The organism is Rhizobium sp. 10PS4 (assembly GCF_032464805.1).
GTDB lineage: Bacteria > Pseudomonadota > Alphaproteobacteria > Rhizobiales > Rhizobiaceae > Rhizobium > Rhizobium laguerreae.
In genome coordinates, this window is the sequence record NZ_JAWDIW010000006.1 from 103,959 (window position 1) to 129,111 (window position 25,153).

Annotated in this window: 25 protein-coding genes; 10 read left to right on the forward strand and 15 right to left on the reverse strand. The window is 61.3% G+C overall.

Going from position 1 to position 25,153, the window contains the following annotated elements:
• Positions 1 to 186 precede the first annotated feature (186 nt).
• From RWJ89_RS13025 to RWJ89_RS13035, 3 genes are all read left to right on the forward strand, one after another.
• Entirely contained in the window at positions 187 to 426 is a 240-nt protein-coding gene (locus RWJ89_RS13025) for a hypothetical protein (RefSeq protein WP_131665391.1), read from the forward strand.
• Between the two features lie 198 nt (positions 427 to 624).
• Positions 625 to 1,347, forward strand: a complete 723-nt coding sequence (locus RWJ89_RS13030; RefSeq protein ID WP_131665390.1) for a YoaK family protein — start codon at positions 625 to 627, stop codon at positions 1,345 to 1,347.
• Between the two features lie 68 nt (positions 1,348 to 1,415).
• The gene (locus RWJ89_RS13035) at positions 1,416 to 2,204 is read left to right on the forward strand and encodes a YdcF family protein (protein ID WP_131665389.1); all 789 of its coding nucleotides are present in this window, start codon (positions 1,416 to 1,418) and stop codon (positions 2,202 to 2,204) included.
• Positions 2,205 to 2,297: 93 nt separating this feature from the next.
• On the opposite strand, the gene RWJ89_RS13040 is transcribed toward RWJ89_RS13035, so the two are convergent.
• Positions 2,298 to 2,771 (reverse strand): hypothetical protein, encoded by a 474-nt coding sequence (locus RWJ89_RS13040; protein ID WP_003544300.1) that lies wholly within the window; start codon positions 2,769 to 2,771, stop codon positions 2,298 to 2,300.
• A 284-nt stretch (positions 2,772 to 3,055) separates the two neighbouring features.
• On the opposite strand from RWJ89_RS13040, the gene RWJ89_RS13045 reads away from it, so the two are divergent.
• Entirely contained in the window at positions 3,056 to 3,691 is a 636-nt protein-coding gene (locus tag RWJ89_RS13045) for a trimeric intracellular cation channel family protein (protein ID WP_017962724.1), read from the forward strand.
• 221 nt (positions 3,692 to 3,912) lie between these two features.
• Here the strand turns inward: RWJ89_RS13045 and irrA are convergent, their stop codons facing one another.
• Positions 3,913 to 4,332 carry an iron response transcriptional regulator IrrA gene (gene irrA / locus RWJ89_RS13050; RefSeq protein ID WP_131665388.1) on the reverse strand — a complete coding sequence of 140 codons (420 nt, stop codon included), beginning with the start codon at positions 4,330 to 4,332 and terminating at the stop codon, positions 3,913 to 3,915.
• A gap of 301 nt (positions 4,333 to 4,633) precedes the next feature.
• Between irrA and fabA the strand changes: the two genes are divergently transcribed.
• Genes fabA through fabI form a run of 3 tightly spaced genes read left to right on the forward strand, consistent with a single transcriptional unit; the run spans position 4,634 to position 7,241 of the window.
• Positions 4,634 to 5,149, forward strand: a complete 516-nt coding sequence (fabA, locus tag RWJ89_RS13055; protein ID WP_017962726.1) for a 3-hydroxyacyl-[acyl-carrier-protein] dehydratase FabA — start codon at positions 4,634 to 4,636, stop codon at positions 5,147 to 5,149.
• 45 nt (positions 5,150 to 5,194) lie between these two features.
• A complete protein-coding gene (gene fabB / locus RWJ89_RS13060) occupies positions 5,195 to 6,427 on the forward strand; it encodes a beta-ketoacyl-ACP synthase I (protein WP_077977140.1) in 1,233 nt (410 codons plus the stop codon).
• 7 nt (positions 6,428 to 6,434) lie between these two features.
• On the forward strand, positions 6,435 to 7,241 hold the full coding sequence (gene fabI / locus RWJ89_RS13065; protein ID WP_131665386.1) for an enoyl-ACP reductase FabI: 807 nt from the start codon (positions 6,435 to 6,437) through the stop codon (positions 7,239 to 7,241).
• A 95-nt stretch (positions 7,242 to 7,336) separates the two neighbouring features.
• On the opposite strand, the gene RWJ89_RS13070 is transcribed toward fabI, so the two are convergent.
• From RWJ89_RS13070 to rimP, 10 genes are all read right to left on the reverse strand, one after another.
• Positions 7,337 to 8,353, reverse strand: coding sequence for a class I SAM-dependent methyltransferase (locus RWJ89_RS13070; RefSeq protein ID WP_316031013.1), 1,017 nt, complete (start codon positions 8,351 to 8,353; stop codon positions 7,337 to 7,339).
• Positions 8,354 to 8,428: 75 nt separating this feature from the next.
• Complete coding sequence (gene pnp / locus RWJ89_RS13075) at positions 8,429 to 10,567, reverse strand: polyribonucleotide nucleotidyltransferase (protein WP_026265531.1); 2,139 nt, start codon at positions 10,565 to 10,567, stop codon at positions 8,429 to 8,431.
• A 348-nt stretch (positions 10,568 to 10,915) separates the two neighbouring features.
• The gene (gene rpsO, locus RWJ89_RS13080; RefSeq protein ID WP_003544317.1) at positions 10,916 to 11,185 is read right to left on the reverse strand and encodes a 30S ribosomal protein S15; all 270 of its coding nucleotides are present in this window, start codon (positions 11,183 to 11,185) and stop codon (positions 10,916 to 10,918) included.
• Between the two features lie 153 nt (positions 11,186 to 11,338).
• Positions 11,339 to 12,190, reverse strand: a complete 852-nt coding sequence (locus RWJ89_RS13085) for an alpha/beta fold hydrolase (protein WP_131665384.1) — start codon at positions 12,188 to 12,190, stop codon at positions 11,339 to 11,341.
• 96 nt (positions 12,191 to 12,286) lie between these two features.
• Complete coding sequence (gene truB / locus RWJ89_RS13090; protein ID WP_131665383.1) at positions 12,287 to 13,219, reverse strand: tRNA pseudouridine(55) synthase TruB; 933 nt, start codon at positions 13,217 to 13,219, stop codon at positions 12,287 to 12,289.
• A 13-nt stretch (positions 13,220 to 13,232) separates the two neighbouring features.
• Complete coding sequence (gene rbfA, locus RWJ89_RS13095; protein ID WP_020052333.1) at positions 13,233 to 13,637, reverse strand: 30S ribosome-binding factor RbfA; 405 nt, start codon at positions 13,635 to 13,637, stop codon at positions 13,233 to 13,235.
• A 150-nt stretch (positions 13,638 to 13,787) separates the two neighbouring features.
• Positions 13,788 to 16,541 (reverse strand): translation initiation factor IF-2, encoded by a 2,754-nt coding sequence (infB, locus tag RWJ89_RS13100; protein WP_168283228.1) that lies wholly within the window; start codon positions 16,539 to 16,541, stop codon positions 13,788 to 13,790.
• Between the two features lie 101 nt (positions 16,542 to 16,642).
• On the reverse strand, positions 16,643 to 17,335 hold the full coding sequence (locus tag RWJ89_RS13105) for an RNA-binding protein (RefSeq protein ID WP_017966459.1): 693 nt from the start codon (positions 17,333 to 17,335) through the stop codon (positions 16,643 to 16,645).
• On the reverse strand, positions 17,332 to 18,933 hold the full coding sequence (gene nusA / locus RWJ89_RS13110; RefSeq protein ID WP_003555785.1) for a transcription termination factor NusA: 1,602 nt from the start codon (positions 18,931 to 18,933) through the stop codon (positions 17,332 to 17,334). Before nusA ends, RWJ89_RS13105 begins: the two co-directional genes overlap by 4 nt.
• 59 nt (positions 18,934 to 18,992) lie before the next feature.
• Complete coding sequence (gene rimP / locus RWJ89_RS13115; RefSeq protein WP_316031014.1) at positions 18,993 to 19,598, reverse strand: ribosome maturation factor RimP; 606 nt, start codon at positions 19,596 to 19,598, stop codon at positions 18,993 to 18,995.
• A 198-nt stretch (positions 19,599 to 19,796) separates the two neighbouring features.
• Between rimP and RWJ89_RS13120 the strand changes: the two genes are divergently transcribed.
• Both RWJ89_RS13120 and RWJ89_RS13125 read left to right on the forward strand, forming a co-directional pair.
• On the forward strand, positions 19,797 to 21,476 hold the full coding sequence (locus RWJ89_RS13120) for an MFS transporter (protein WP_316031015.1): 1,680 nt from the start codon (positions 19,797 to 19,799) through the stop codon (positions 21,474 to 21,476).
• A gap of 9 nt (positions 21,477 to 21,485) precedes the next feature.
• Positions 21,486 to 21,941: a GNAT family N-acetyltransferase gene (locus RWJ89_RS13125; RefSeq protein WP_168283226.1), complete on the forward strand. Its 456-nt coding sequence runs from the start codon at positions 21,486 to 21,488 to the stop codon at positions 21,939 to 21,941.
• A gap of 108 nt (positions 21,942 to 22,049) precedes the next feature.
• Here RWJ89_RS13125 and RWJ89_RS13130 read toward each other — a convergent pair whose 3' ends face one another.
• Positions 22,050 to 23,321 (reverse strand): lytic murein transglycosylase, encoded by a 1,272-nt coding sequence (locus RWJ89_RS13130; protein ID WP_316031016.1) that lies wholly within the window; start codon positions 23,319 to 23,321, stop codon positions 22,050 to 22,052.
• 174 nt (positions 23,322 to 23,495) lie between these two features.
• Positions 23,496 to 24,101 (reverse strand): recombination mediator RecR, encoded by a 606-nt coding sequence (gene recR / locus RWJ89_RS13135; protein ID WP_077977148.1) that lies wholly within the window; start codon positions 24,099 to 24,101, stop codon positions 23,496 to 23,498.
• A gap of 57 nt (positions 24,102 to 24,158) precedes the next feature.
• Here recR and RWJ89_RS13140 point away from each other — a divergent pair, with 57 nt between their 5' ends.
• Positions 24,159 to 24,788, forward strand: a complete 630-nt coding sequence (locus tag RWJ89_RS13140; RefSeq protein ID WP_131665378.1) for an MOSC domain-containing protein — start codon at positions 24,159 to 24,161, stop codon at positions 24,786 to 24,788.
• 22 nt (positions 24,789 to 24,810) lie between these two features.
• On the opposite strand, the gene RWJ89_RS13145 is transcribed toward RWJ89_RS13140, so the two are convergent.
• On the reverse strand, positions 24,811 to 25,134 hold the full coding sequence (locus tag RWJ89_RS13145) for a YbaB/EbfC family nucleoid-associated protein (protein ID WP_003544342.1): 324 nt from the start codon (positions 25,132 to 25,134) through the stop codon (positions 24,811 to 24,813).
• Between the last annotated feature and the right edge of the window lie 19 nt (positions 25,135 to 25,153).

Sequence of the window (25,153 nt, forward strand, 5' to 3'; positions counted from 1 at the left end):
GTGCGATGTCGCACAGTATTGATAACCTTCGCATTATCCGCCGTGCATCAGAGAGCTGCGCTCGAATCCGGTGAAAAATGGCGGCAGGCCGGGAACAACAGGTGTTGGCAACTGTTGGAACTGTCGGCGGCGACAGGCCAGCGATAGACGATTGTCTTCCTGCCTCAGTGTTAAATGAGTTCAAATATGAGCGTAATCAGTTTCAACAAACTTCGCGACGCCCGCGAAAGGCCCGACGCTCAGTTCGTCCGAATGGACGAACACGGGCGGGCAATCTATCTGTTCGCCCTCGAATACAAGATGGGCCTCTCGACTTGGTCTGCCAAAATCTGGGCCTATTCATTCGAAGATGCCGAGATGCGCGTGAAGGCAATGCGCGAAAGCCTTACGGTCTGCGGCCAGCTTCATGCGTCGATACGCGCTTAGCCGGCCTAAGAGGCTTGACTTGCGAGTGATCTGAAGTCGCGCCTGGCAAAACACAAGGCTGGGCTCTCAAACATCGAAAATGTCTTGCCGTTCAAGTCCGCCTCCAATCCCCTTCCGATCGCCTTTGCCATTTCCTCAATAGGACGATGTATGCTTGTTGCCGCAATCTCAGCGATTCGGCTCCAGGACCTTCAGCCAATGACCAGAGCAAGACGCCGCCGCATCATCCGGACCCGACGAACCCTGACCGGGCTTGCCCTCGTCGGCTCGATTTCGTTTCTGGCCGGCATGACCGATGCGACCGGTCTTCTGCTGACCGGCGATTTCGTCTCCTTCATGACGGGGAACACGACGCGGGCGGCACTGGCCTTGAGCGATGGCAATCTTTATCACGCCGCGGTCCTGATCTCCGCCATCATCGTTTTCGTGCTTGGCAATGCGGCAGGCATCGTCATCTCTCATGTTTCGCAACGCCGCATTTTCGTGGTGCTTGGCTGCGTCGGTCTGGTTCTGGCGCTCGCCTCGATGATGACGGTGCAGAACATGCTCTTCGCACGGTTCTACATGATCGTTTTTTCCATGGGCATGGTGAATGCTGCCGTCGAACACATCGAAGGCCTGCCGATCGGGCTGACCTACGTGACCGGCGCCCTGTCGCGTTTCGGCCGCGGCATCGGCCGCTGGATCATCGGCGATCGTCGTGTCGAATGGACGATCCAGATCGTGCCCTGGGGCGGTATGGTGCTCGGCGCGATCGCCGGCGCCGTCCTGACACGGCTGACGGGCGCACATGCGCTGTGGCTGGTCTCCCTCTTCGCCATGGTGCTTGCGCTTGCCGCCATGCTCATCCCGCGGCCGCTTCAGCGCCGCTTCAACCAGAAGATCGCACCGAGCGGATCGGCCATCACGCGCGCGAAATAAAACCGTCGCATTCCTGTTACCGTCGAATCGGATAGCAAGGATCGCCGCCAATCCTCAAGGAGTGGGTCTTGTTCCTGATTTCGAAGCTTGTCTGGATTTTCGCTCAGCCGCTGTCGCTGGCATTCTTCTTCGTCTTCCTTGCCCTGCTTGCCGGCCTTCTGCGCTGGCGTACCCTAAGCATCCTCTGCGCAGCTGGTTCGGCCCTCATCCTCTTCGTCACGCTCTACACCACGGCCGGCAACCTGCTGATGCAGGGTCTCGAGCAGCGCTTCGCAAAGCCTGCCGCAGATCCCGATAGCCTGCAATGCATGATCGTGCTCGGCGGCGGCTTTGAAAACGAGGTGAACACGGCGCGCCACGGCATAGAATTCAACGGTGGAGCCGACCGCTTCGTCGAAGCCCTGCGGCTCGCGCAGAAATTTCCGCAGTCACGCATTCTGGTATCCGGCGGCGACGGCTCCATCTCAGGCATCTATGAAGGCGATGCGGCGGCATCCGAGCGTTTCTTCCCGCTCTTCGGCGTTGGCAGGGAGCGCCTGATCGAGGAGAGGCAATCGCGCACGACCTTCGAAAACGCCGTCAACACCAGGGAATTCCTGGCAAGCCAGGGCCTTTCCAATTGCCTGCTGATCACGTCGGGTTTCCACATGCCGCGCTCAGTCGGCATCTTCCGCAAGCTCGGCATCGATATCGTGCCCTGGCCGACCGATTATCGCACCGACGGCCAGGTGAGGCCGGGGTTGGATTTTACTCAGCCGAACCTCAATGCGCAGAACATGGCGACGGCGATCCGCGAATGGTACGGCCTGGTCGGCTATTATCTCGCCGGCCGCACGTCGGAGCTTTATCCGCAATAGAGCGCCGCGCGTCCGATAGGACGCGCAAAGGACGCTCTATCACTTTGAATCAGTGTATAATCCCGAAAGATTTTCGGGATTATACACTGAGAGCTACTTCTTCGAGATGGTGACGAATTTCGTGCCGCGGACGCGGGCCGTCACGATGCAGGGATCACCTTCGGTGCGGTCGCAGAAGCGCGGATGCATCTTCATCGCCAGGACCATGTTGCCGAAGCGCTGGACGAAATCGTAGCCATAGATCTGTGCCGTCGCGATCATGAAATAACCGCCTTCGGCAACCTGCAGGTAGAAATTATAGGTGCAGCCGTCGTCATTGCATTGCGGCCCCTTCTGCCCGTCGCAGGTCAGCTGGCCCTCGTTGACCACCGCGTCGATCAGGCCGTCATTGTTGATGTCCTGCCGGATGATGAAACCGTCGGCAAACTCGGCCGTCTTGCACTGCTCCTGGAAATGTTTCTTCTCGTAGATCTCAGGGTCGGAGATCAGTGATTGCTGACTGAGGGCGACAGCCGGCATGGCAAGCAGCAGGACGATATTCAGAACGGCGAGCACCAGCGTTTTCACGGCTTTCCTCTTTGGATAAAGGCTCCTAATGCGTGTCGCCCAAAAGTATGCAGCGGTTTTGGGACAGCGACATGCATCAAATCAAAGACTTCAGCTTTATGGCCGCGCCGCCTTGCGCCGCCCTTGCCGCCGTGATTGATTCCCGAGAACAGGATGATTTTAGGCCTAGTTGGCCTAAAATCTGAATCCTGTTCTCAATTCAAGAGTGAGAGCATGATGTCGTCCGAAAACCGCTCACACTTTTCGGCATCATGCTCTGAACTTCCGCCGGTTCCGGGGCTCGCATGTCTCTGCTCGTCTATCTCGATTATGCCGGTATTGCGCTGTTTGCCGCAACAGGCGCACTTGCCGCCTCGCGCAAGCAACTGGACCTGATCGGTTTTTTGTTTTTCGCCATGGTGACGGGAACCGGCGGCGGCACCGTGCGCGATATCGTGCTCGGCCGCGTGCCGGTCTTCTGGGTGCTGAACCCCGCCTATATCCTCGTCTGCTGCATCGTGGGCGTCATCGTTTTCTTCACCGCCCACTTGCTGGAATCGCGCTATCGGCTGCTGATCTGGCTGGATGCGATCGGCCTTGCCGCCTATTGCGTGATCGGCGCTGCCAAGGGCCTCGCCGCCACCGGTTCGCCGACAATTGCGATCGTCACCGGCACGCTGACGGCGACCTTCGGCGGCATCCTGCGCGATCTGATGGCAAACGAGCCTTCGGTGCTGTTGAGGCCGGAAATCTACGTGACCGCAGCCCTCATCGGCGCCAGCGTGTTCACACTCGCCAATGCGCTTGGAATGCAGCTCTATCTGGCGTCTGCCTGCGGCGTCGTGGCCGCCTTTGCGGTGCGCGGTGGAGCCCTGTGGTTTGGCTGGACCTTCCCGACCTACAGGCACAAGCCCGGCCGGCATCCCGACGATGTCATGTGAAGCCTAATGCATGTCGCCCAAAAGTGCGCAGCGGTTTTGGGACAACGACATGCATAAAAATAAAGATCTAGAGGGCGTCGCATGAGGCCGATTCGGTGCGACGCGCTAAAGCATGTCGCGCAAAAGTGTGAAGCGGTTTTGCGACAACGACATGCGTAAAAACAAAGATCTAAAGCGAAAGGAGCGAATCTGAAAGATCGCGACGCGCTTTAGAGGCGTCGTCAGCTCTGCTTCGCCCGCAGGCGGATCACCACGTCGACATGGGCGATCTCCATGCCTTCGGGCGGTTCCGGCAGATTGGCGATCGTCAGGTTGCTGACGGGAATGTCGAGCACCTCGTTCTCGCCTTCGACGAAGAAGTGATGATGATCGGAAACATTGGTGTCGAAATAGGTCTTGGCGCTCTCGACGGCGAGAACGCGGATGAGACCGGCTTCCGTGAACTGGTGCAGCGTGTTGTAGACGGTTGCCAAGGACACCGGCACGCTGGCGGCAACCGCCTCCTCGTGCAGTTCCTCGACGGTCAAATGCCGGTCGCCCTTGGCAAACAGGAGGTCGCCGAGCGCGACGCGCTGGCGGGTGGGGCGCAGGCCTGCACCGCGCAGCCTTACCTCTATTGCGATCGGGAGTGCACCCGTCATCAAAACCAACTCCGGTTATTCTGGCATAAAGCAATCATGTTTCTTTAAGCGGTATAACTTTTGCATCGGAGCCTTTCAATAGTTCAATGGGGACGGGAGCCTGATAAACGCGGCAAAAACGGGCTTTTGACGCAATTAGGTCTGGTCCCAGCCCTAGCCTTCCTGTATGCGACCACCAAATAATGGCGCAAGCCTGGTCCGGGGCGATGAATGAAGCTGCCTTGCTTGTGCTTCATTTTCTGAAGAACTTGGACTACACGTTCACATCCATCGGCTTGACGCGGGGGGAAGAAGAAACTTTATGACGACCAGACAGTCCAGCTTCTCGTATGAAGAACTCATCGCTTGCGCACATGGCGAGCTGTTCGGCCCAGGCAATGCGCAGCTGCCCTTGCCGCCCATGCTGATGGTTCACCGCATCACGGACATTTCCGAAACGGGCGGCACCTTCGATAAGGGCTACCTCAGGGCGGAATACGACGTACGCCCGGACGACTGGTATTTTCCCTGCCATTTCGAAGGCAATCCGATCATGCCGGGCTGCCTCGGTCTCGACGGCATGTGGCAGCTGACCGGTTTCTTTCTGGGTTGGCTCGGCGAAGAAGGCCGCGGCATGGCGCTTTCGACCGGCGAAGTAAAATTCAAGGGCATGGTCCGGCCGCAGACGAAGCTGATCGAATATGGCATCGACTTCAAGCGTGTCATGCGCGGCCGTCTGGTCCTCGGCACCGCCGACGGCTGGCTAAAGGCGGACGGCGAGACCATATATCAGGCGGCCGACCTTCGCGTCGGTCTATCGAAAGACAAGACGGCCTGAAACCGCATTTCGAGCGGCTGACGAAAACAACAAAGGTTTGATCAGATGAGACGGGTAGTTGTCACAGGTCTGGGTGTCGTGTCCTCGATCGGAAACGACGCGGCCGAAGTCACCGAATCCTTGCGGCAGGCAAAGTCGGGTATCTCCTTTTCGAGCGATTTCGCCGAACATGGATTCAAGTGCCAGGTCTGGGGCAGTCCCAAGCTCGGTTCGGCGGAACTTGCCGAACTGGTCGACCGCCGCGCCATGCGTTTCCTGTCGCAGGGCGGCGCCTGGAACCATGTCGCCATGAAGCAGGCGATTGCCGATTCCGGTCTCGAGGACAAGGATATCGGCAACAACGAGCGCACCGGTATCATCATGGGCTCCGGCGGCCCGTCCACCCGCACCTTGATCGAAGCTGCCGAGATCACCGTGAAGAACAACAGCCCGAAGCGCATCGGCCCCTTTGCCGTGCCGAAGGCGATGTCCTCGACTGCATCGGCCACGCTCGCCACCTGGTTCAAGATCCACGGCGTCAATTATTCGATCTCGTCGGCCTGCTCGACGTCGGCGCATTGCATCGGCAACGCCGCCGAGATGATCCAGTGGGGCAAGCAGGACGTGATGTTCGCCGGCGGCCACGAGGATCTCGACTGGACGATGTCCAACCTCTTCGACGCCATGGGCGCCATGTCCTCCAAATATAACGACACGCCGGACAGCGCCTCGCGCGCCTATGACGTCAACCGCGATGGTTTCGTCATTGCCGGCGGCGCCGGCGTGCTAGTGCTCGAGGAGCTGGAACGCGCCAAGGCCCGCGGTGCCAAGATCTATGCCGAAATCGTCGGCTACGGCGCAACCTCTGATGGATACGACATGGTCGCCCCGTCGGGCGAAGGCGCTATCCGCTGCATGCGCCAGGCGCTCGCCACCGTCAAAGGCGATGTCGACTACGTCAACACCCACGGCACCTCGACGCCGGTCGGCGACAGCAAGGAAATCGGCGCCATCCGCGAAGTATTCGGCTCGAAGATCCCGCATATCCAGTCGACCAAGTCGCTGACCGGCCATTCGCTTGGCGCTGCCGGCGTGCAGGAATCGATCTATTCCCTGCTGATGATGCAGCAAGGCTTCATCGGCGAAAGCGCCCATATCACCGAGCTCGATCCCGAATTCGAAGGTGTCCCGATCGTGCGCAAGCGTATCGACGACGCGAAAATCGACATTGCCCTCTCCAATTCCTTCGGCTTCGGCGGCACCAACGCTACGCTCGTCTTCCAGCGCTATAACGGATAATAATAATATGACGGGAATCATGCAGGGTAAGCGCGGGCTCGTCATGGGCGTCGCCAACAACCACTCGATCGCCTGGGGAATTTCAAAAGCTCTCGCCGCACAGGGTGCGGAACTCGCCTTCACCTATCAGGGCGATGCGCTCGGCAAGCGCGTCAGGCCGCTTGCCGCCGAGGTCGGCTCGGATTTCGTCCTGCCCTGCGACGTCGAGGACCTCGCCTCGGTCGATGCCGTGGTCGACGCGATAAGCGAGCGCTGGGGCAAGCTCGATTTCATCGTCCATGCCATCGGTTTTTCCGACAAGAACGAGTTGAAGGGTCTCTACGCCGATACGACGCGTGAGAATTTCAGCCGCACCATGGTCATTTCCTGTTTCTCCTTCACCGAGATCGCCAAGCGCTGCGCTCCGTTGATGGAAGATGGTGGTGCGATGCTGACGCTGACCTATAATGGCTCGACGCGCGTCATCCCGAATTACAACGTCATGGGCGTTGCCAAGGCAGCGCTCGAGGCTTCGGTGCGCTATCTCGCCGCCGATTACGGCCCGCGCGGCATCCGCGTCAATGCCATTTCCGCCGGTCCGATCCGCACGCTTGCCGGCGCCGGCATCTCCGATGCGCGCGCGATCCTCTCCTGGAACCAGCGCAATTCGCCGCTGCGCAAGACCGTGACCATCGATCAGGTCGGCAGCTCGGCTCTCTACCTGCTCTCCGACCTTTCCTCCGGCGTCACCGGCGAAATCCACTTCGTCGACGCCGGCTTCAACGTCACGTCCATGCCGACGCTGGAAACGCTGCGCAAAGCGGACGTCGAGTAAACGCTACCCGTTTTGAAACTCAAAGGCCGTGCGCAGATGATGCGCACGGCCTTTTTGTTGTTCGATGATGGGATCAGCGTCGAAGCCGCGTAGGCTTATTTCTTCGCCCACAGCACCTTGAACCGGGCGTTGCGGCAGGTTTCGCCGCTTTCCCTGAAATTCGCCGCCAGAACCGGCTCGTAAGGCAGGCCGCGATTGGCGACGAGCATCAGGCGGCCGCCGCCGCGAAGGGCGGATGCGGCAGTCTTGATAATTGCCTGGCCGAGCGCCGGCTCGGCCGCGTGCCCCTCATGGAAGGGCGGGTTCATGATGACGAGATCGTATTTATCTTTGACCAGCTCACCCGCCAGATCGTGCCAGAAGAAGCGCACAGGCGCGTTCGGGCAGTTCTTAGCCAGATTATCCCTGGCAGCCTCCAGAGCCGCGTGATCGGCCTCGTAGAGGTCGAGGCGCGTCAGTCCACGCGACTTCCGCGCCATCTCGACGGAGAGATAGCCCCATCCGGCACCGAAATCCGCAACGTCGCCGGTGAAATCCTCAGGCAGGCGCGAGGCGAGCAGCTCTGATCCGGCATCGATGCGGTCATGCGAGAACATGCCGGCGGTTGCATTGAAACGGCCGTCGACGCGCACCGGCGCCTTTGCCAGCTTGGAAATAATCTCGTCTGCATCCGCCGGCCGGCCAAACCAGAAGGCGACGCCGTGATATTTCGGCATATGGTCGACGGCGAGATTGAAACCTTCCATCCGCTTGCGCAGCGGCTGGATGCCGTCTTCCTTGGCGCCGGCAACGACGATCAGGCCGCCGAGCCGCGTACGGGCGATAGCAGCGGCAAGATTGGCCTCGTTCTCACCCTTGTGCTTGGTGCAGAGCACCAGAGCCGCATCGTAGTCCTCGCCGTCTATCTCGGGCTTCGCTTCGATCCGCTGGGCCAGCAACTGCCGATAGAGCGGCCGAAAGCCCTGGACGGCGCTGAGCGAGGCGGCAAAGCCTTCCGGCAGCGCAAAGCCTGCCTCGGCGCCGAGGAAGAGCACGCGCTCGCCCTCGCCGGGCGCCGCGACTGTGCCGCTGGCAAAGGGATGGAACAGGGTCTTCAGCGTCTCGCTGCTCATGGTCTCGTCTCGTCTTCTCATACGAAAAAGGGCGCGGAAGCATTCCCGCGCCCGGTAGCAAATTTGGAAGGCGGCTTATTCGGCCGCTTCTTCCTTCTTCTTCTCGTTCGGGATTTCCTGGCCGGTGGCCTGGTCGACGACCTTCATCGACAGGCGAACCTTGCCGCGTTCGTCGAAGCCGAGCAGCTTGACCCAGACCTTGTCGCCTTCCTTGACGACGTCCTGCGTCTTGGCAACACGCTCGGAAGCGAGCTGCGAGATGTGGACGAGGCCGTCACGGGCGCCGAAGAAGTTGACGAAGGCGCCGAAGTCGGCGGTCTTGACGACCGTGCCTTCGTAGACCTGGCCGATCTCAGGCTCGGCGACGATCGAGTGGATCCACTTGCGGGCCGCTTCGATCTCCTTGCCGGAGGACGAAGCGATCTTGACGGTGCCGTCATCCTCGATGTTGATCTTCGCGCCGGTCTTTTCGACGATTTCGCGAATGACCTTGCCGCCGGAGCCGATGACTTCACGGATCTTGTCGACCGGGATGTTCATGACTTCGATGCGCGGAGCGAATTCGCCGAGCTGGCCGCGGCTTTCGGTGATCGCCTTGGACATTTCACCGAGAATGTGGACGCGACCGCCTTGGGCCTGGCCAAGGGCGACCTTCATGATCTCTTCGGTGATACCAGTGATCTTGATGTCCATCTGCAGCGAGGTGATGCCGTCGGCGGTACCGGCGACCTTGAAGTCCATATCGCCGAGGTGGTCTTCGTCGCCGAGAATGTCGGAAAGGACAGCGAAGCGATCGCCTTCCAGGATCAGACCCATGGCGATACCGGCCACCGGCTTTGCCAGCGGAACGCCGGCGTCCATCAGAGCGAGCGAGGTACCGCAGACGGTCGCCATCGAGGACGAGCCATTCGACTCGGTGATCTCGGAGACGACGCGTAGCGTGTAGGGGAACTGCTCAGGCGTCGGCAGCATCGGACGGATCGCGCGCCATGCGAGCTTGCCGTGGCCGATTTCGCGGCGGCCCGGGGAGCCCATGCGGCCGGTCTCGCCAACCGAGTAGGGAGGGAAGTTGTAATGGAGCAGGAAGCGCTCCTTGTACATGCCCGTCAGGCTGTCGACATACTGCTCGTCTTCGCCGGTGCCGAGGGTGGCAACCACGATCGCCTGGGTTTCGCCGCGGGTGAAGAGCGCCGAACCGTGGGTGCGCGGCAGAAGACCGACTTCCGAAACGATCGGACGGACGGTTTCGAGGTTGCGGCCGTCGATGCGGCTCTTGGTGTCGAGGATATTCCAGCGGACGATCTTCGCCTGCAGATGCTTGAAGATCGCGCCGACTTCTTCGGCCGTGTACCGGGCTTCGCCTTCCTCGGGGAGGAAGTGCGCCTTCACCTTCGCCTTGACGGCGTCGACGGCGGCGTAGCGGTCGGCCTTCTGGGTGATCTTGTAGGCTTCGCGAAGTTCACCTTCGGCAAGGCCGAGCATTTCGGTTTCGAGAGCGGAGTAGTCTGCCGGCTGGAAGTCGCGCGGCTCCTTGGCGGCCACTTCGGCGAGCTTGATGATCGCATCGAGGACCGGCTGGAAGCCCCTGTGGCCGAACATGACGGCGCCGAGCATGACGTCTTCGTTAAGTTCCTTGGCTTCGGATTCCACCATCAGCACGGCGTCGTAGGTGCCGGCGACGACGAGGTCGAGGCTCGATTCGTCCATCTCGTCGAGATGCGGGTTGAGAACGTATTCGCCGTTGATGTAGCCGACGCGTGCACCGCCGACCGGGCCCATGAAGGGAACGCCGGACAGCGTCAGCGCTGCCGAGGTAGCGACCATCGACAAGATGTCCGGGTCGTTTTCGAGGTCATGCTGGATAACGGTAACGACAACCTGCGTGTCGTTCTTGTAGCCCTCAGGGAAAAGCGGGCGGATCGGGCGGTCGATCAGGCGGGAAACCAGGGTTTCCTTTTCGCTCGGACGGCCTTCGCGCTTGAAATAGCCGCCGGGAATCTTGCCGGCCGCATAGGTCTTTTCCTGGTAGTTGACGGTGAGCGGAAAGAAGTCCTGGCCGGCCTTCGGCGCCTTGGCCGAGACGACGGTGGCGAGAACGACGGTTTCGCCGTAGGTGGCGAGAACCGCGCCGTCGGCCTGACGGGCGATCTTGCCGGTTTCGAGTTTCAGCGGGCGGCCGGCCCACTCGATTTCGACTGTGTGTGTATCAAACATGTCTTGTCCTTCAATGCGGGAGCACGCGCCATCGCCGATATCAAGGCGCAGCGCACAGTCGACCGCAATCAATGTGACGTATCACGGGCAAGACAACGGGAGGCTTTTCATCCTCGGTTTCCTCAGGCTTTCCAGAGAAACCGGGCCAAAGCTCATTGACAAGCCTTGGCCGAAAGCATCCGGCAATCCTGCCCCATGACAGGTCAACGGTTGGTTTGGCAGAACCGGCCCATCCGGGTCTGCCGGTCTTTCCACCGCTAAAAGATAGGGCGCGGCTGGAACATTTCATCGGGAGCCGTATCCCGAAACACATCCAGCGGGCGCTCGGAAAGCGCCCGCCGGACAATCTTAGCGGCGGATACCCAGGCTGGTGATCAGCTTGGAATAGCGGCCTTCATCCTTCTTCTTGAGATAATCAAGAAGCGAGCGGCGGCTCGAAACCATCGTCAGCAGGCCACGGCGGGAATGGTTATCCTTCTTGTGGTCCTTGAAGTGTTCGGTCAGGTTGTTGATGCGTTCGGTCAGGATCGCGACCTGGACTTCCGGAGAACCGGTATCGCCTTCAACGGTCGCATATTCCTTGATCAGCGCAGACTTGCGCTCAGCAGTGATCGACATCGGGTGATCCTTTCTAAGAGGAGGAGATAAAGTCGCCAAAAGCCGGGATGTCGTCCAGCTTTGGCCGTGAATGCGAGCAGGCAAACCTGACGCTGGCGCTGCCTATAAACCAAATAAGCAGCAATGGAAAGAGGGGAGCTCCCGCAGCGGTTTTCAGCGGCCCGCCATGGCGTCCCGGATCATCGCATCGTAACCCGCGGGATCCTGCAGCATGGCGAAATGGCTGGCATCTTTCAGGATCACGAGCTTGGCGCCCGGAATGTCTTTCGCCATCATCTCCGTATGGTCGAGCTTTACGGCCTCATCATGGTCGCCGATGGCGAGCGTGACCGGCACCGTGATCTTTCCAAGATCCGCTGCCGTCCAGGCCGGCTGGGTCTCCCACATGTGAGAAATCTGTTTGACGAAGGCGTCGTATTCGTTCGGCGTCGGCGACAGCTTCCGGTAATAGTCGCCGGCGACGTTGATGTAGTCGTTGAAGGTCTTGTTGTTCATCACGTCGGCCTTGACGCCGTCGGTCGTGACGTTGGCGGCCTGGGCAATGACGCGCGTCAGCTTCTCCGGATTTTTCATCGCCATGTCGATGCCGATGATGCCGCCGTCCGACCATCCCACAAGCGTCACCTTGTCGATCTTCAGATAGTCGAGAAGGGCGACGTAGTCAGACGTCATCAGGTCGTAACCGAAGGGCTGCTGGCTGCGCGTCGAGCGCCCATGTCCGCGGCTGTCGGCAACGATGACCCGATGATCCCTCGCAAAATCGACGACCTGGTGACCCCAGACCTCGGCATTTCCAAGACCGCCATGAATGAACAGGATGGGGTCGCCTTCGCCATATTCGGCGTAATACATCTTGATGTCGTTCACCTCGGCCATGCCGCTCGTCTTTGCCGCCGGCATCGAAGGAAAGGCCGGAAGCTCGGCCCAGCGCTCGGCGGATCGGGCGCCGGCAACGGCGAGAAACATCGAAAAGAACGTCAGGATTCCGATAGCAGTTCGGCGCATGATCTTTCCCTCTGTCAGGCCCCCATGGCCCGACAGGGAAGATATCGCATCGCTACCGCCTGACAATCGCTGTCGTTGTCAGAAAGCCAGATAGGCTCAGGCGAAAACCCGCTTCGGGCGAAACTCACCCTGGCCGATCTCGCCGATCGCGATCAGCTTGCCGCGGGCCGTCGCATAGGCTTCGCTTTCGGCAACCGGCGCATCGCGGCCACGCACCAGGATCGGGTTGCCCATCTTCAACCGGTGCGCCTGGTCGTCATTGATGACGAGATGGGGCAGGGAGGATAGCGCTTCGCAGGTGTTGATCAGCAGCGCGTCGAGGGCCGCCAGGCGCTCGTCCATATCCTCGATCGCTTCCAATGCCACGAGATCCGCGAGCGGCACCATGGCCTCTTCTGCGAAGGGGGCGACGAAGGTGCGCCGCAGCCCGGACACATGGCCGTAGCAGCCGAGCTCGCGGCCGAAATCACGCGCCAGCGCCCTGACATAGGTGCCCTTGCCGCATTCCACTTCGAAATGCGCGCTATCGGTGTCCGGGCAGGCGAGCAAGGTCAGCCGGAAGATATCGACTTCGCGCGAGGGGATTTCGACGGTTTCGCCTTCGCGCGCCAGATCATAGGCACGTTCACCTGCGATCTTGATCGCGGAAAACTGCGGCGGCACCTGGCTGATGGTACCGATATATCCAGGCAGGATATCGCGGATCTGCTGTTCGCTCGGGCGTTTGTCCGAACTCTTGGTCACTTCGCCCTCGAGATCGTCCGTCGCGCGCTCCTCGCCCCAGCTCACCGTGAATTCATAGATCTTGCGGCCATCCATCACGTAGGGAACGGTCTTTGTCGCGTCGCCGAGCGCGATCGGCAGCATGCCGGAGGCGAGCGGATCGAGCGTGCCGGCATGACCGGCCTTCTCAGCCTTATAGAGCCACTTGATCTTGGAGACGGCTTCCGTCGAGCCGAAATCCACCGGCTTGTCGAGGATCAGCCAGCCGGAAATCGGCCGGCCTTTGGGTTTGCGTGGTTTGGACATGCGTCTCTTCTGTTTATTGTTCGTCATTATCGCCGTCGAGGTCGCGGCTCACCTCGGGCGAACGCAGCAGCTCGTCGATCTTCTTGTAGTTGTCGAAGCTGGTATCGTCGCGGAAGCGCACCTCCGGCATGTATTTCATCTGCCGAAGCTGCGGCCCAAGCCGGCCACGGATGAACCTTGCATGACGGTTCAACGCCTGGATGACAATGCTGTGGTCGGAAACGCCGAGCGGCGTCACATAGGCGGTGGCGATCTTGAGGTCCGGCGACATGCGCACTTCCGAGATCGAGATCACGGTCGCTTCGATGACGTCGTCACGCACTTCGCCGCGCTGCAGCACCTGGGTGATCGCGGCGCGAACCTGTTCGCCAATGCGCAGCATGCGCTGCGAAGGCGCGGAAGAAGTTGGTCTGGTCATTGTTATCTCTATTTGCCGATGCGGCTGGGAATCGAACCCGTCAAAGGAGAGCGTCCATGACTCTTTTGGTCGAAAAGGTCAAGTCAGCAGATGCCCGAAAGCCATCCGCCGGCTGGCGGATGGCTTTCGGAAAAGTTCAGGCGCAGCAGCTTAGAGCGTGCGCGTGATATGCTCGACGCGGAAGCACTCGATGACGTCGCCGGCGCGCATGTCCTCGTAGTTTTCGAAGGCCATGCCGCATTCCTGACCCATCGGCACTTCGGACACTTCGTCCTTGAAGCGCTTGAGCGTCTTGAGCTTGCCTTCGTGAACGACGACGTCGTTGCGGATGAGGCGGACGCCCGCACCACGTTCGACCTTGCCTTCGACGACACGGCAGCCTGCGACCTTGCCGACCTTGGTGATGTTGAACACCTCGAGGATCTCGGCATTGCCGATGAAGGTTTCGCGCCGCTCCGGAGACAAGAGGCCCGACATCGCTGCCTTCACGTCATCCACGAGGTCGTAGATGATGTTGTAGTAGCGGATTTCGATGCCTTCGCGTTCGGCGAACTGGCGTGCCTGCGTATTCGCACGAACGTTGAAGCCGATGATGGCCGCGTTCGAGGCTTCGGCGAGCGAGATATCCGACTCGGTGATGCCGCCGGCGCCCGAATGGACGATGCGGGCGCGGACTTCGTCGGTGCCGAGCTTCTCCAGTGCGCCGGCAATCGCTTCGATCGAGCCCTGCACGTCACCCTTGATGACCAGCGGGAACTCCTTGATGCCGACGCTTTGGCGCTGCATCATCATCTGTTCCAGCGAACCGCGCTGTCCCGACTGGCGGGCAGCCGCCTTGTCGCGGGCCAGACGCTGACGATATTCCGAGATTTCGCGGGCGCGGCTTTCGCTTTCGACGACGGCGAACTTGTCTCCGGCCTGCGGCGTGCCGGAAAGACCGAGAACCTCGACCGGCGTTGCCGGACCTGCTTCCTTCACATGGTCGCCCTTGTCGGTGACGAGAGCGCGCACGCGGCCCCAGACATCGCCGGCGACGATGATCTGGCCCGGACGCAGCGTACCCTTCTGGACAAGCACGGTCGCGACGGAACCACGGCCACGATCGAGCTGAGCTTCGATGACAGTGCCTTCGGCGGTCCGGTTCGCATTCGCCTTGAGATCGAGAATTTCCGCTTGCAGCAGGATCGCCTCGAGCAGCTTGTCGAGGTTCTTGCCGGTCTTGGCCGAAACCTCGACGTCAAGCACTTCACCGCCCATAGATTCCACGAAGACTTCGTGCTGCAGCAGCTGGTTGCGGACCTTCTGCGGATCAGCCTCGTGCTTGTCGACCTTGTTGATCGCCACGATGATCGGAACACCAGCCGCCTTGGCGTGGTTGATCGATTCGATCGTCTGCGGCATCACGCTGTCGTCGGCTGCGACGACCAGGATCGCGATATCGGTCGCCTGCGCACCGCGGGCACGCATTGCCGTGAAGGCGGCGTGGCCGGGCGTATCGATGAAGGTGATCTTCTGACCGTTCTGCTCCACCTGATAGGCGCCGATATGCTGGGTGATGCCACCGGCTTCGCCGGAGACCACGTTGGCATGGCGGATGGCGTCGAGCAGCGAGGTCTTGCCGTGGTCGACATGGCCCATGATGGTAACGACGGGCGGGCGGGAAACCAGTTCGCCATCGTCGTCGGACACGTTGAAGATCCCGAGTTCGACGTCGGATTCCGACACGCGCCTGACCGTATGGCCGAATTCGCCTGCGATGATTTCCGCGAGGTCGGCGTCGATGACGTCGCCCGGCTTCATCATCTGACCTTCCTTCATCAGGTACTTGATGACGTCGACGGCGCGTTCGGACATGCGCTGCGACAGTTCCTGAATGGTGATGGTCTCGGGCAGAACCACTTCGCGGGAGATCTTCTCGCGGGTTTCCTGCATCTGACCGCGGCGGAACTTCTCCTGCCGGCGACGCATCGCCGAGAGAGAACGGCCGCGGGCATTGTCCTCGCCGTCGACGTTGGCAGTGGTGATCGTCAACTTGCCGCGACGGCGCTCTTCATCCGTCTTCGGACGAGTCGTGACCGGCTTTGCGGGTTCCGGGCGAACGACGCGGCCACGGACGGGACCGCCGCGCGCTGCGCCACGATCGTCTTCTTCCTTTTCGTCACGGCGGCCGCGAACGGCGCCGGGGACGGCAGCGCCGGGTGCCGGACGGGCAGCAGGTGCTCCAGCCGCATCGGGACGGCGTGCGGCCGGTGCCGGCGATGCAGGCTGCTGCGGCCGTGCCGCATCGGTGCGTGCTTCGGCCGGAGCCGGTTCTGCGGCTGCGGATTCAGCAACAGCGGGTGCCTCAGCCTGCCGGATAGCCTCTTCAGCGGCCCTGCGGGCAGCGTCTTCCGCTTCGGCTGCCTTGCGGACAACCTCTTCGGCGGCACGGCGCTTTTCTTCCTCGGCGCGGCGGATCGCATCCTGGGCGTCACGCGCCTGGGAGTCGGCAAGCGCGCGGCGGCGGGCATCCATCTCTTCCGGCGACAGATGGTTCAGCACCACCGGGCGCGGACGATCGTTCTGGCGCGGCGGCTGGTGAGACTGCTGCGGCGGACGCTGGTTCGTCTGGTTGTTGTTGCCCTGCTGGACCCGCGGAGCCGGCGTCGGCTGTTGCGGACGCGCCTGCACGGGTGCGGGCGCCGGTTCGGCTGCGCGCACGGGGGCCGCCGGAGCGACGGGCGTGATCGGCTTTTCGTCTTCCGGGCGCATCGGACGCCGCTTACGGGTCTCGACGACGACCGCCTTGGTGCGACCTCGACCCATATCCTGGCGAACGGTGCCCTGGCTCATCCCCGATGGTTTCAGGGTGAGTGTCTTTTTGCCCGCTACGCTGATTGTCTTGTCGTCGTTACTATCAGTCATTCGTTCCCGTTCCTTCGGACAGGGAGCGATGACTAGATCAGACCCTGTCGTTCAATACTGTCGATCAATGAGTATGGGACCGGCCGATGCCGGTGACCGCCTCATTGTTTTTGCCGGCCAGCGCCGCCCGCTGCCCGGGACTGACCGCCATTACGGTACTGTTCGAGCATCTTTGCGCGCTTCACTACACCTTCACCCGCCTGCCCTGCAAGCACTGCGGCATGGATAAAAGCATTCTGGCCCATCAGGCCTTCCATTTCGCTCTCCGAGAAGAGACGGAAGGAAGGTATCTCCTCCTCGGTCTCCATTCCGAGGTGCCAGGCCTTGCGGGCCTGGTCGATTTTCCGGACGCCGTCGTCCGCTGCGCCAGTCGCGTGGAACACCGCAAGGGCTGCTCCGCTTCTGACCGCGGCATCCACTTTCGAGGACCCGCTGACGAACTGGCCGGCTTTCCGCGCCATGTTCATCATCTGCATCAATTGCGCCGCGAGCAGCCGATCGACACTCGCGCCGAGATCGTCCGCCGCCTTCACGTCCGTCTTCAGCGCGCGGGCGAAGAGCTTCTTCGCCACCGCCCTGTCGACCAGTGACCGGTCGATCTTCACCCAGCATCCGCGTCCCGGAAGCTCGCGCTTCAGATCGGCGACAACTGTTCCATCGGGAGCGGCGACGAAGCGGATCAGCTCTTCCGGCGATCCGCTTTCGCGCGTCACGATGCACATGCGTCCGTTCACGTCATAACCTGCAAGATCGTCGTCCTCGAGAGGAGCGTCCGGTTCATGCGCGGTCATCATGCTTCTTGTTCGGCTTCGGTGACCTCTTCTTCGGTCCCCTTCGCCAGGTCCTCTTGCGTGATCCAGCCAGCCGAAAGGCGGGCCTGGACGATCATTTGTTCTGCTTCGACGCGCGAGACGTCGAACTTCGAGAACAGGCCCTCGAACTTCTTCGTTTCGCCGTTCTTGCGCTCCGACCAGCCGACGAGATCGTCGGCAGCGCAGCCGGCAAAGTCCTCGATCGTCTTGATGCCGTCTTCGCCGAGCGCCACCATCATCTGGGCGGTCATGCCGTTGATCTCACGCAGTTCGTCCTGGACACCGAGCGCCTTGCGCTTCTCGTCCATCTCGGCTTCGAGACGCTCGAGGAATTCGCGGGCGCGCTGCTGGATTTCCTGCGCCGTCTCCTCGTCGAAACCGTCGATCGAAGAGATTTCGTCGAGATCGACATAAGCCAGTTCTTCAACCGCGGCAAAACCTTCCGAAGCCAGAACCTGGCCGACCATCTCGTCGACATCGAGCGAATCCATGAACAGGTTGGTGCGCTCGTTGAATTCCTTCTGGCGGCGTTCCGATTCCTCGGCCTCCGTCATGATGTCGATATCCCAGCCGGTCAGCTGCGAAGCGAGGCGGACGTTCTGGCCGCGGCGGCCGATCGCAAGCGACAGCTGCTCGTCGGGAACAACGACTTCGATACGCTCGGCATCCTCGTCGAGAACGACTTTGGCGACTTCGGCCGGCTGCAGGGCATTGACGACGAAGGTCGCCGGATCTTGGCTCCACGGAATGATGTCGATCTTTTCGCCCTGAAGCTCGCCGACGACGGCCTGGACGCGTGAGCCGCGCATGCCGACGCAGGCGCCGACCGGATCGATCGAACTGTCGTTCGAGATCACCGCGATCTTGGCGCGCGAACCCGGATCGCGGGCGACCGACTTCACCTGGATGATGCCGTCGTAGATCTCCGGCACTTCCATGGTGAACAGCTTCACCATGAATTGCGGATGCGTGCGCGACAGGAAGATCTGCGGGCCGCGCTGCTCACGACGGACGTCATAGACATAGGCACGGACGCGATCGCCGTAGCGGACATTTTCGCGCGGGATCATTTCGTCGCGGCGGATGATGCCTTCGCCACGGCCGAGATCGACGATGACGTTGCCGTATTCGACGCGCTTGACGGTACCGTTGACGATTTCGCCGACGCGATCCTTGAATTCGTCGAACTGGCGGTCGCGCTCGGCTTCACGCACCTTCTGCACGATCACCTGCTTGGCCGACTGTGCGGCGATGCGGCCGAAATCCATCGGCGGCAGCGGATCGGCGATGAAATCGCCGAGAGCGGCGTCCGGGTTGCGGTCGCGGGCCAACTCCAGCGGGATCTGCGTCGAATAATCCTCGGCCTTTTCGACGACTTCGAGCAGGCGCTGCAGGCGGATTTCGCCGGTCTTCGGATTGATGTCGGCCCGGATGTTGGACTCGGTGCCGTAACGGGAGCGTGCCGCCTTCTGGATGGCGTCGGCCATTGCGGCCAGCACGATCTCGCGGTCGATGACCTTTTCCCGCGCCACTGCATCTGCGATCTGCAGAAGTTCGAGCCGGTTCGCACTGACTGCCATTGTCTTGTTTCTCCGTCTTTACCCTAGGGTTCCCGTCCCTGGAGCGGTCTGTTGATCGGTTATTCTTCGTCGTCCGCTTCGTTCTGGTTGGCGGCCTGGGCTTTCGCCAGCTTGTCGGCGCGCAACGCGTCGCGGATCAGGTCGTCGGTCAGAATGAGCTTCGCATCGCTAAGCGCCGTGAAGGGAATAGTGACCTTCTGCTCTTCCCCATAGGCGACCTGGTCACGCTCGAGCGTGAAACCATCTGTGCCTGCCTCGACGATCTTGCCGCGGAAGCGCTTGCGATTGTCGAGCAAGATCGACGTCTCGCATTTCACAAGGTGGCCCTGCCAGCGGACGAAATCGGATTTCCGTACCATCGGACGGTCGATGCCGGGCGAAGACACTTCCAGATGATACTCTTTATCGACCGGATCTTCCACATCGAGGACGGGAGAAATCGCCATCGAGACTTCTTCGCAATCCTGAACCGTCATCGTGCCGTCGTTGCGTTCGGCCATGACCTGCATCGTCGCACCGTTCTGGTTCATCATGCGGACGCGGATAAGGCGGAAGCCCAGATCGACGAGAACGGGTTCGATGATATCGGCAAGACGCTGGTCGAGCCCGGTTTCGGTAATCAGCCGCGGCTCACGTTCATTGTCTGCGTTTGTCAGATCCGACAAGCGGTGCGCTCCTCGCAATTTCATGCTTTTTCGGCGATCGCGCTAATAAAAAAGAGCGGGTCCTTGCGGCCCACTCTTCATCAAGCGATCAAGAATTTGAGAGGCATATAGTCGGGTTTTTCCGAAATTGCAAGGTCTGCGACCGATTCGGCCAATTCGCTTCCGGCGACGTGATGAGGCCTATGGCCGGCGCCTGTCTTGCGCATATATTGCCGCTGGCGCGCAATAACAAAAGCGGGAGAAATCGTGGCCTACACTTCGTCGACATTGGCGCCTTTGCGGCACGATACCTACCGCACCATCTGGTTCGCGAGCCTTTCCTCGAATTTCGGCGGCCTGATCCAGGCAGTCGGTGCGGCCTGGATGATGACGACGATCACCGCCTCGGAGGACATGGTGGCGCTGGTGCAGACCTCGACGGCGCTGCCGATCATGCTGTTTTCGCTGATATCGGGTGCGCTGGCCGACAATTATGACCGCCGCCGGGTCATGCTGACGGCGCAGTGCATAATGCTCACCGTCTCGGCGCTGCTGACGGCCTCAGCCCTGCTCGGCTGGATCACGCCTTGGCTGCTGCTCTTCTTCACCTTCCTGATCGGCTGCGGCACCGCGCTCAACAATCCCTCCTGGCAGGCCTCGGTCGGCGATATGGTGCCGCGTGCCGATCTGCCGGCAGCGGTCACGCTGAACAGCATGGGTTTCAACATCACCCGCAGCGTCGGCCCGGCGATCGGCGGCGTCATCGTGGCGGCTGCCGGCGCGGCCGCGGCCTTCGCGGTGAACACGCTGAGTTACCTCGCCCTGATCTACGCCCTGCTGCGCTGGCGGCCAGCCGCGCCTGTCTCGACCCTGCCGCGAGAGGCACTCGGCAGCGCCATCTTTGCCGGCCTGCGTTATGTCTCGATGTCGCCCAATCTCGAAAAGGTCCTCGTCAGGGGGCTGCTCTTCGGCATCGGCGCCAGTTCGATCCTGGCGCTGCTGCCGGTCGTCGCCCTCGATCTCGTCGCCGGCGGCCCGCTGACCTATGGTTTCATGCTCGGCGCCTTCGGCATCGGCGCGATTGGCGGTGCGGTGCTGAATGCGAGGCTTCGCCAGGTGCTTTCCAGCGAGATGATCATCCGGCTGTCCTTTGCCGGCTTCGCATTGAGCGCGGTTATTGCAGCCGTGAGCCCGAGCGCCGTCTTGACCTCCGCCGGGCTGCTCGTTTCCGGCGCCTGCTGGGTCTCCGCACTTTCGCTGTTCAACACCATCGTCCAGCTTTCGACGCCGCGCTGGGTGGTCGGCCGGGCGCTGTCGCTTTATCAGACCGTCACCTTCGGCGGCATTGCCGGCGGCAGCTGGCTGTGGGGCATTGCCGCCGATCGCTACGGCGTCGCCGATGCGCTGCTGATGTCATCCGTCGTCATGCTGCTCGGCATCGCGATCGGTCTGCGTTTTTCGATGCCGGCCTTCGCCTCGCTGAACCTCGATCCGCTGAACCGCTTCACAGCGCCGGCGCTCAGCCTCGACATCACGCCGCGCAGCGGCCCGATCGTCATCCAGGTCGACTATGAGATTGCCGACGACGACCTTGCGGAATTCATGGCGCTGATGGGCGAGCGCCGCCGCATCCGCATCCGCGACGGCGCCCGCAATTGGGCGCTGATGCGCGATCTTGAAAATCCGGGGCTGTGGACGGAGAGCTATCATACGCCGACATGGGTCGAATATATAAGACACAACCAGCGGCGCACGCAGGCCGATGCCGAAAATATCGACAGGCTGCGCGCGCTCCATCGCGGCGAAGGCCCGCCTCATGTTCACCGCATGATCGAGCGCCAGGCCATTGCGCCAGGTGACGATGTCTTCCACAAAGCGCCGATCGATCTGCATCATTGAGAACAGTCAATGCATAATTTCAGGCTCGCCCGCTTATCCGATCTTGCCGCCATCGTCAGGCTTCTTGGCGATGACGATCTCGGCGGCGCCAGAGAAATCGTCTCCGATCCCGTCGATGCACGTTATCTCTCGGCCTTCGCCGCGATCGAGGCGGATGCCAACCAGCTGTTGGCTGTCGCGACCGATGCGGCCGACCAGGTCGTCGGCTGTCTGCAACTGAGCTTTCTTCCCGGTCTTTCGAGGACGGGTATGTGGCGCGGCCAGATCGAAAGCGTGCGTGTGGCAAGGGATCTTCGCGGCTCGGGCCTCGGCGCGCAATTCATCGAATGGGCGATTGCTCAGTGCGCCGAGCGCGGCTGCGGCTTGGTGCAGCTGACATCGGACAAGACGCGACAGGATGCGATCCGCTTCTACGAGAGGCTCGGTTTCGTTGCCAGCCATGAAGGGCTGAAACGCACTCTCTAGAGCAATTCCAGGAAAGGTGCGAAGCGGTTTTCCGTCCGGAATTGCGTCAAAACAAAAGGTTAGAGCGGTTCAGCGTTTCCATGAAAAGCTGAACCGCTCTAAAGCCGATTACTTCAGCTTGCCCTTCATCGTCGCTTCCGGAAAGCATGTCGGCTTCATGCCGTTCTTTGCCTGCCACTGGCCGATCGAACGCCGCGTCTTGTAGCCCGGCAGACCGTCGGAACCGCCGACATCATAACCCTGCCGTTCCAGCGCCTTCTGCATGGCGGCGACATCCGAGCGCAGCATCTTGCCGACATCGCCCCATCTGCCCTCAAAGGCGCCGCCATTATAGGCGATCCGGTCGGCAAGATTGCCGATATAGAGCGCGTAGAGGTCGGAATTATTGTATTCCTTGATGATGTAGAAATTCGGCGTGACGATGAATTCCGGCCCGTCGCGGCCGGCCGGAACCAGCATCATGCCCTCAGCCTTCATTTCGCCGGAGGGAAAGCCCTTGCCGGAGATGCGGTCGATGCCGAGCGAGGCCCAGTGCGACAGCGGCTTTGCCAGATCGGGTCCCTCCTGCGCGCAGGAGACAGCCTCCGGTATCAACACCTCGAAGCCCCAGTCGCGGTTGCGCTGCCAGCCTTTCTTGACCAGGTAATTGGCGATCGAGGCGAGCGTATCGGGCACCGAGGTCCAGATATTGCGGTGACCGTCGCCATCGAAATCCACGGCATATTTCAGATAGCTCGTCGGCATGAACTGCGGCTGGCCGAGTGCGCCCGCCCACGAACCCTTGAAGTTGGCAGGTGTGACGTCACCGCCGTCGAGAATATGGAGTGCGGCCACCAACTCGGTGCGGAACATCTCCTTGCGCGTCGACATGAAGGCCTTGGTCGCCAGCACCTCGATCGCCGAATTCGGGATCTTCGCCGCACCGAAGCCCGTCTCCCGGCCCCAGATGGCAAGCACGATCGAGCCTGGCACGCCATAGGTTTTTTCGATCCGCTTCAGCGTCGAGCCGTATTGGGCGGCAAAGCCGCGTCCCGTTGCGGCAAGCTTCTTCAACTGGTCCTCGTTGAAATAGGGAGCGGGCGAGGAAAATTCGGCCTGCGTCTGCTTCTGCTCCTTCGGCGGCGGGAAACCCGGCGGAGCGAGATCGGGCAGGTTCCAGTTCAGCGTGATGCCGGAGAAAGCGGCTTGAAAGACCCTCTCCGAAATGCCGTTCGCCTTCGCCTCCGGCCAGAGGTCGCTCTGCACCCATTTTTCGAACTGCACCTCGACATCGGTTTTTGAAGGGGCCGCGTAACAGCAGAGGGGCAGGAGAGCTGCCGCTAATGTGAGTGCGAATATCCGCAGCCGCCGTGGAACACCCCCCTCTGCCCTGCCGGGCATCTCCCCCACTGGTGGGGAGATTGGCTGGGCGCGGAGGTTTCCGCCGATAGTCGACGTTTCTGCGCGGCAAACTGACAATGAAGCGGGAAACCAAAGCCACTTGTGATCTCCCCCCTTGTGGGGGAGATGCCCGGCAGGGCAGAGGGGGGTGTGGTGCAACATACGCAAGCCTCCCTATATCACCGTCCGCGCTCGAAGTGCCGCCGCAAGCGTGCCCTCGTCGAGATAGTCGAGCTCGCCGCCGACAGGCACGCCATGCGCCAGCCGCGTGATCTTCACGTCGAGCCCCTGCAATTGGTCGGTGATATAATGCGCCGTCGTCTGTCCCTCGACCGTGGCATTGACCGCGATGATCAACTCCCGGATGCCGCCTTCGCCGACCCGGTCGATCAGCCCGCGAATGTTGAGATCGTCAGGACCGACCCCGTCGAGCGGCGACAGCGTGCCGCCGAGCACGTGATAGGCGGCGTTCATCGCGCCTGCCCGCTCCAGCGCCCAGAGATCCGATACGTCCTCGACGACGATGATGACGGATTGATCGCGTTGCGCGTCGGTGCAGACAATGCAGGGATCGACCGTATCGACATTGCCGCAGCGCGAGCAGATCTTCACCTTGTCATAGGCCTCGCCCATCGCATTCGACAGCGGGCCGAGCAGCTGGTCCTTCTTCTTGATCAGATGCAGTGCCGCCCGGCGCGCCGAGCGCGGCCCAAGGCCCGGCACCTTCGCCAGAAGCTGGATGAGTTTTTCGATTTCGGGTCCGGTGACTCGTTTTGCCATGCGCCGTTCTTAACTGATATGGAACGAAAACGGAATCGTGGAAGGATCGGCCATCCCATGAAAATCCTGGCCCTGTGCACCGGCAATCCGGAAAGACTACCGGGCAAGAGTTACAAGACCGGCATCTTCAAACACGCCGTCAATGGCGCGGTGATGATCGACGCCGAAGGTCTCGTCGGCGATGCGATCTGCAACCGCAAACACCATGGCGGCGTCGACCAGGCGGTCTATGTCGAGGGATCGCTGACGCTCGACTGGTGGGCGCAGGAGCTGAGTCGACCTTACGAGGCCGGTACTTTTGGCGAGAACATGGTGATATCAGATCTGGACAATCGCGACGTCGCCGTCGGCGACCGCTTCGCCGCTGGCGATCTCATCCTCGAGGTCACGGCATGCCGTATGCCCTGCGCCACCTTCGCCGCCAGGATGGCCGATCCGAAATTCGTCAAGCGTTACACTGCCGCCGCCCGTCCCGGCATCTATTGCCGCGTCATCCGGGGCGGCGTGGTCGAGCCCGGGATGCCGATGGAATACACGTCTTTTTCGGGAGACAAGATTACGATGCCCGAGCTAATGGAGACCTTCGGCCGAAGGCTTCAGGGCGCAGATCGGGCGCGATATCTCGCGGCCCCAATTCACTGCAAGCTTCGGGCCATGCTGGAATTCCAAGCCGGCGAAGCGCCCTAGAGCGGTTCAGCTTTTCATCGCCTCAAAACGGCAGCTTGAAGCCCGGCGGGATCGGCAGGCCTGCCGTCAGCGCCTTGGTCTTTTCGGCGGCCAGCGCCTCGGCCTTGTCCTTGGCGTCCTTGTGGGCGGCGACGATCAGGTCCTCGAGGATCTCGACATCGTCTTCCTTGAACAGCGACGGATCGATCTTCAGGCTCTTCAGCTCGCCTTTGCCCGTGATGACCACGGCGACGAGACCGCCGCCCGCTTTGCCTTCGGCCGTGAGCTCGGCGATCTCCGCCTGCATCTGCTCCATCTTGGCCTGCATTTCCTTGACTTTGCCCATCATGCCCATGATGTCGCGCATCGTCTCGCTCCTTCTTGAA

Bases quoted from the DNA above. Each gene is read 5' to 3' on its own strand.
- RWJ89_RS13025 (WP_131665391.1), top strand. From the start codon at position 187: ATGAGCGTAATCAGTTTCAACAAACTTCGCGACGCCCGCGAAAGGCCC.
- RWJ89_RS13030 (WP_131665390.1), top strand. From the start codon at position 625: ATGACCAGAGCAAGACGCCGCCGCATCATCCGGACCCGACGAACCCTG.
- RWJ89_RS13045 (WP_017962724.1), top strand. From the start codon at position 3,056: ATGTCTCTGCTCGTCTATCTCGATTATGCCGGTATTGCGCTGTTTGCC.
- irrA (WP_131665388.1), bottom strand. From the start codon at position 4,332: ATGACGGGTGCACTCCCGATCGCAATAGAGGTAAGGCTGCGCGGTGCA.
- fabA (WP_017962726.1), top strand. From the start codon at position 4,634: ATGACGACCAGACAGTCCAGCTTCTCGTATGAAGAACTCATCGCTTGC.
- fabB (WP_077977140.1), top strand. From the start codon at position 5,195: ATGAGACGGGTAGTTGTCACAGGTCTGGGTGTCGTGTCCTCGATCGGA.
- fabI (WP_131665386.1), top strand. From the start codon at position 6,435: ATGACGGGAATCATGCAGGGTAAGCGCGGGCTCGTCATGGGCGTCGCC.
- RWJ89_RS13070 (WP_316031013.1), bottom strand. From the start codon at position 8,353: ATGAGCAGCGAGACGCTGAAGACCCTGTTCCATCCCTTTGCCAGCGGC.
- pnp (WP_026265531.1), bottom strand. From the start codon at position 10,567: ATGTTTGATACACACACAGTCGAAATCGAGTGGGCCGGCCGCCCGCTG.
- rpsO (WP_003544317.1), bottom strand. From the start codon at position 11,185: ATGTCGATCACTGCTGAGCGCAAGTCTGCGCTGATCAAGGAATATGCG.
- RWJ89_RS13085 (WP_131665384.1), bottom strand. From the start codon at position 12,190: ATGCGCCGAACTGCTATCGGAATCCTGACGTTCTTTTCGATGTTTCTC.
- truB (WP_131665383.1), bottom strand. From the start codon at position 13,219: ATGTCCAAACCACGCAAACCCAAAGGCCGGCCGATTTCCGGCTGGCTG.
- rbfA (WP_020052333.1), bottom strand. From the start codon at position 13,637: ATGACCAGACCAACTTCTTCCGCGCCTTCGCAGCGCATGCTGCGCATT.
- infB (WP_168283228.1), bottom strand. From the start codon at position 16,541: ATGACTGATAGTAACGACGACAAGACAATCAGCGTAGCGGGCAAAAAG.
- RWJ89_RS13105 (WP_017966459.1), bottom strand. From the start codon at position 17,335: ATGATGACCGCGCATGAACCGGACGCTCCTCTCGAGGACGACGATCTT.
- nusA (WP_003555785.1), bottom strand. From the start codon at position 18,933: ATGGCAGTCAGTGCGAACCGGCTCGAACTTCTGCAGATCGCAGATGCA.
- RWJ89_RS13125 (WP_168283226.1), top strand. From the start codon at position 21,486: ATGCATAATTTCAGGCTCGCCCGCTTATCCGATCTTGCCGCCATCGTC.
- RWJ89_RS13130 (WP_316031016.1), bottom strand. From the start codon at position 23,321: ATGCCCGGCAGGGCAGAGGGGGGTGTTCCACGGCGGCTGCGGATATTC.
- recR (WP_077977148.1), bottom strand. From the start codon at position 24,101: ATGGCAAAACGAGTCACCGGACCCGAAATCGAAAAACTCATCCAGCTT.
- RWJ89_RS13140 (WP_131665378.1), top strand. From the start codon at position 24,159: ATGAAAATCCTGGCCCTGTGCACCGGCAATCCGGAAAGACTACCGGGC.
- RWJ89_RS13145 (WP_003544342.1), bottom strand. From the start codon at position 25,134: ATGCGCGACATCATGGGCATGATGGGCAAAGTCAAGGAAATGCAGGCC.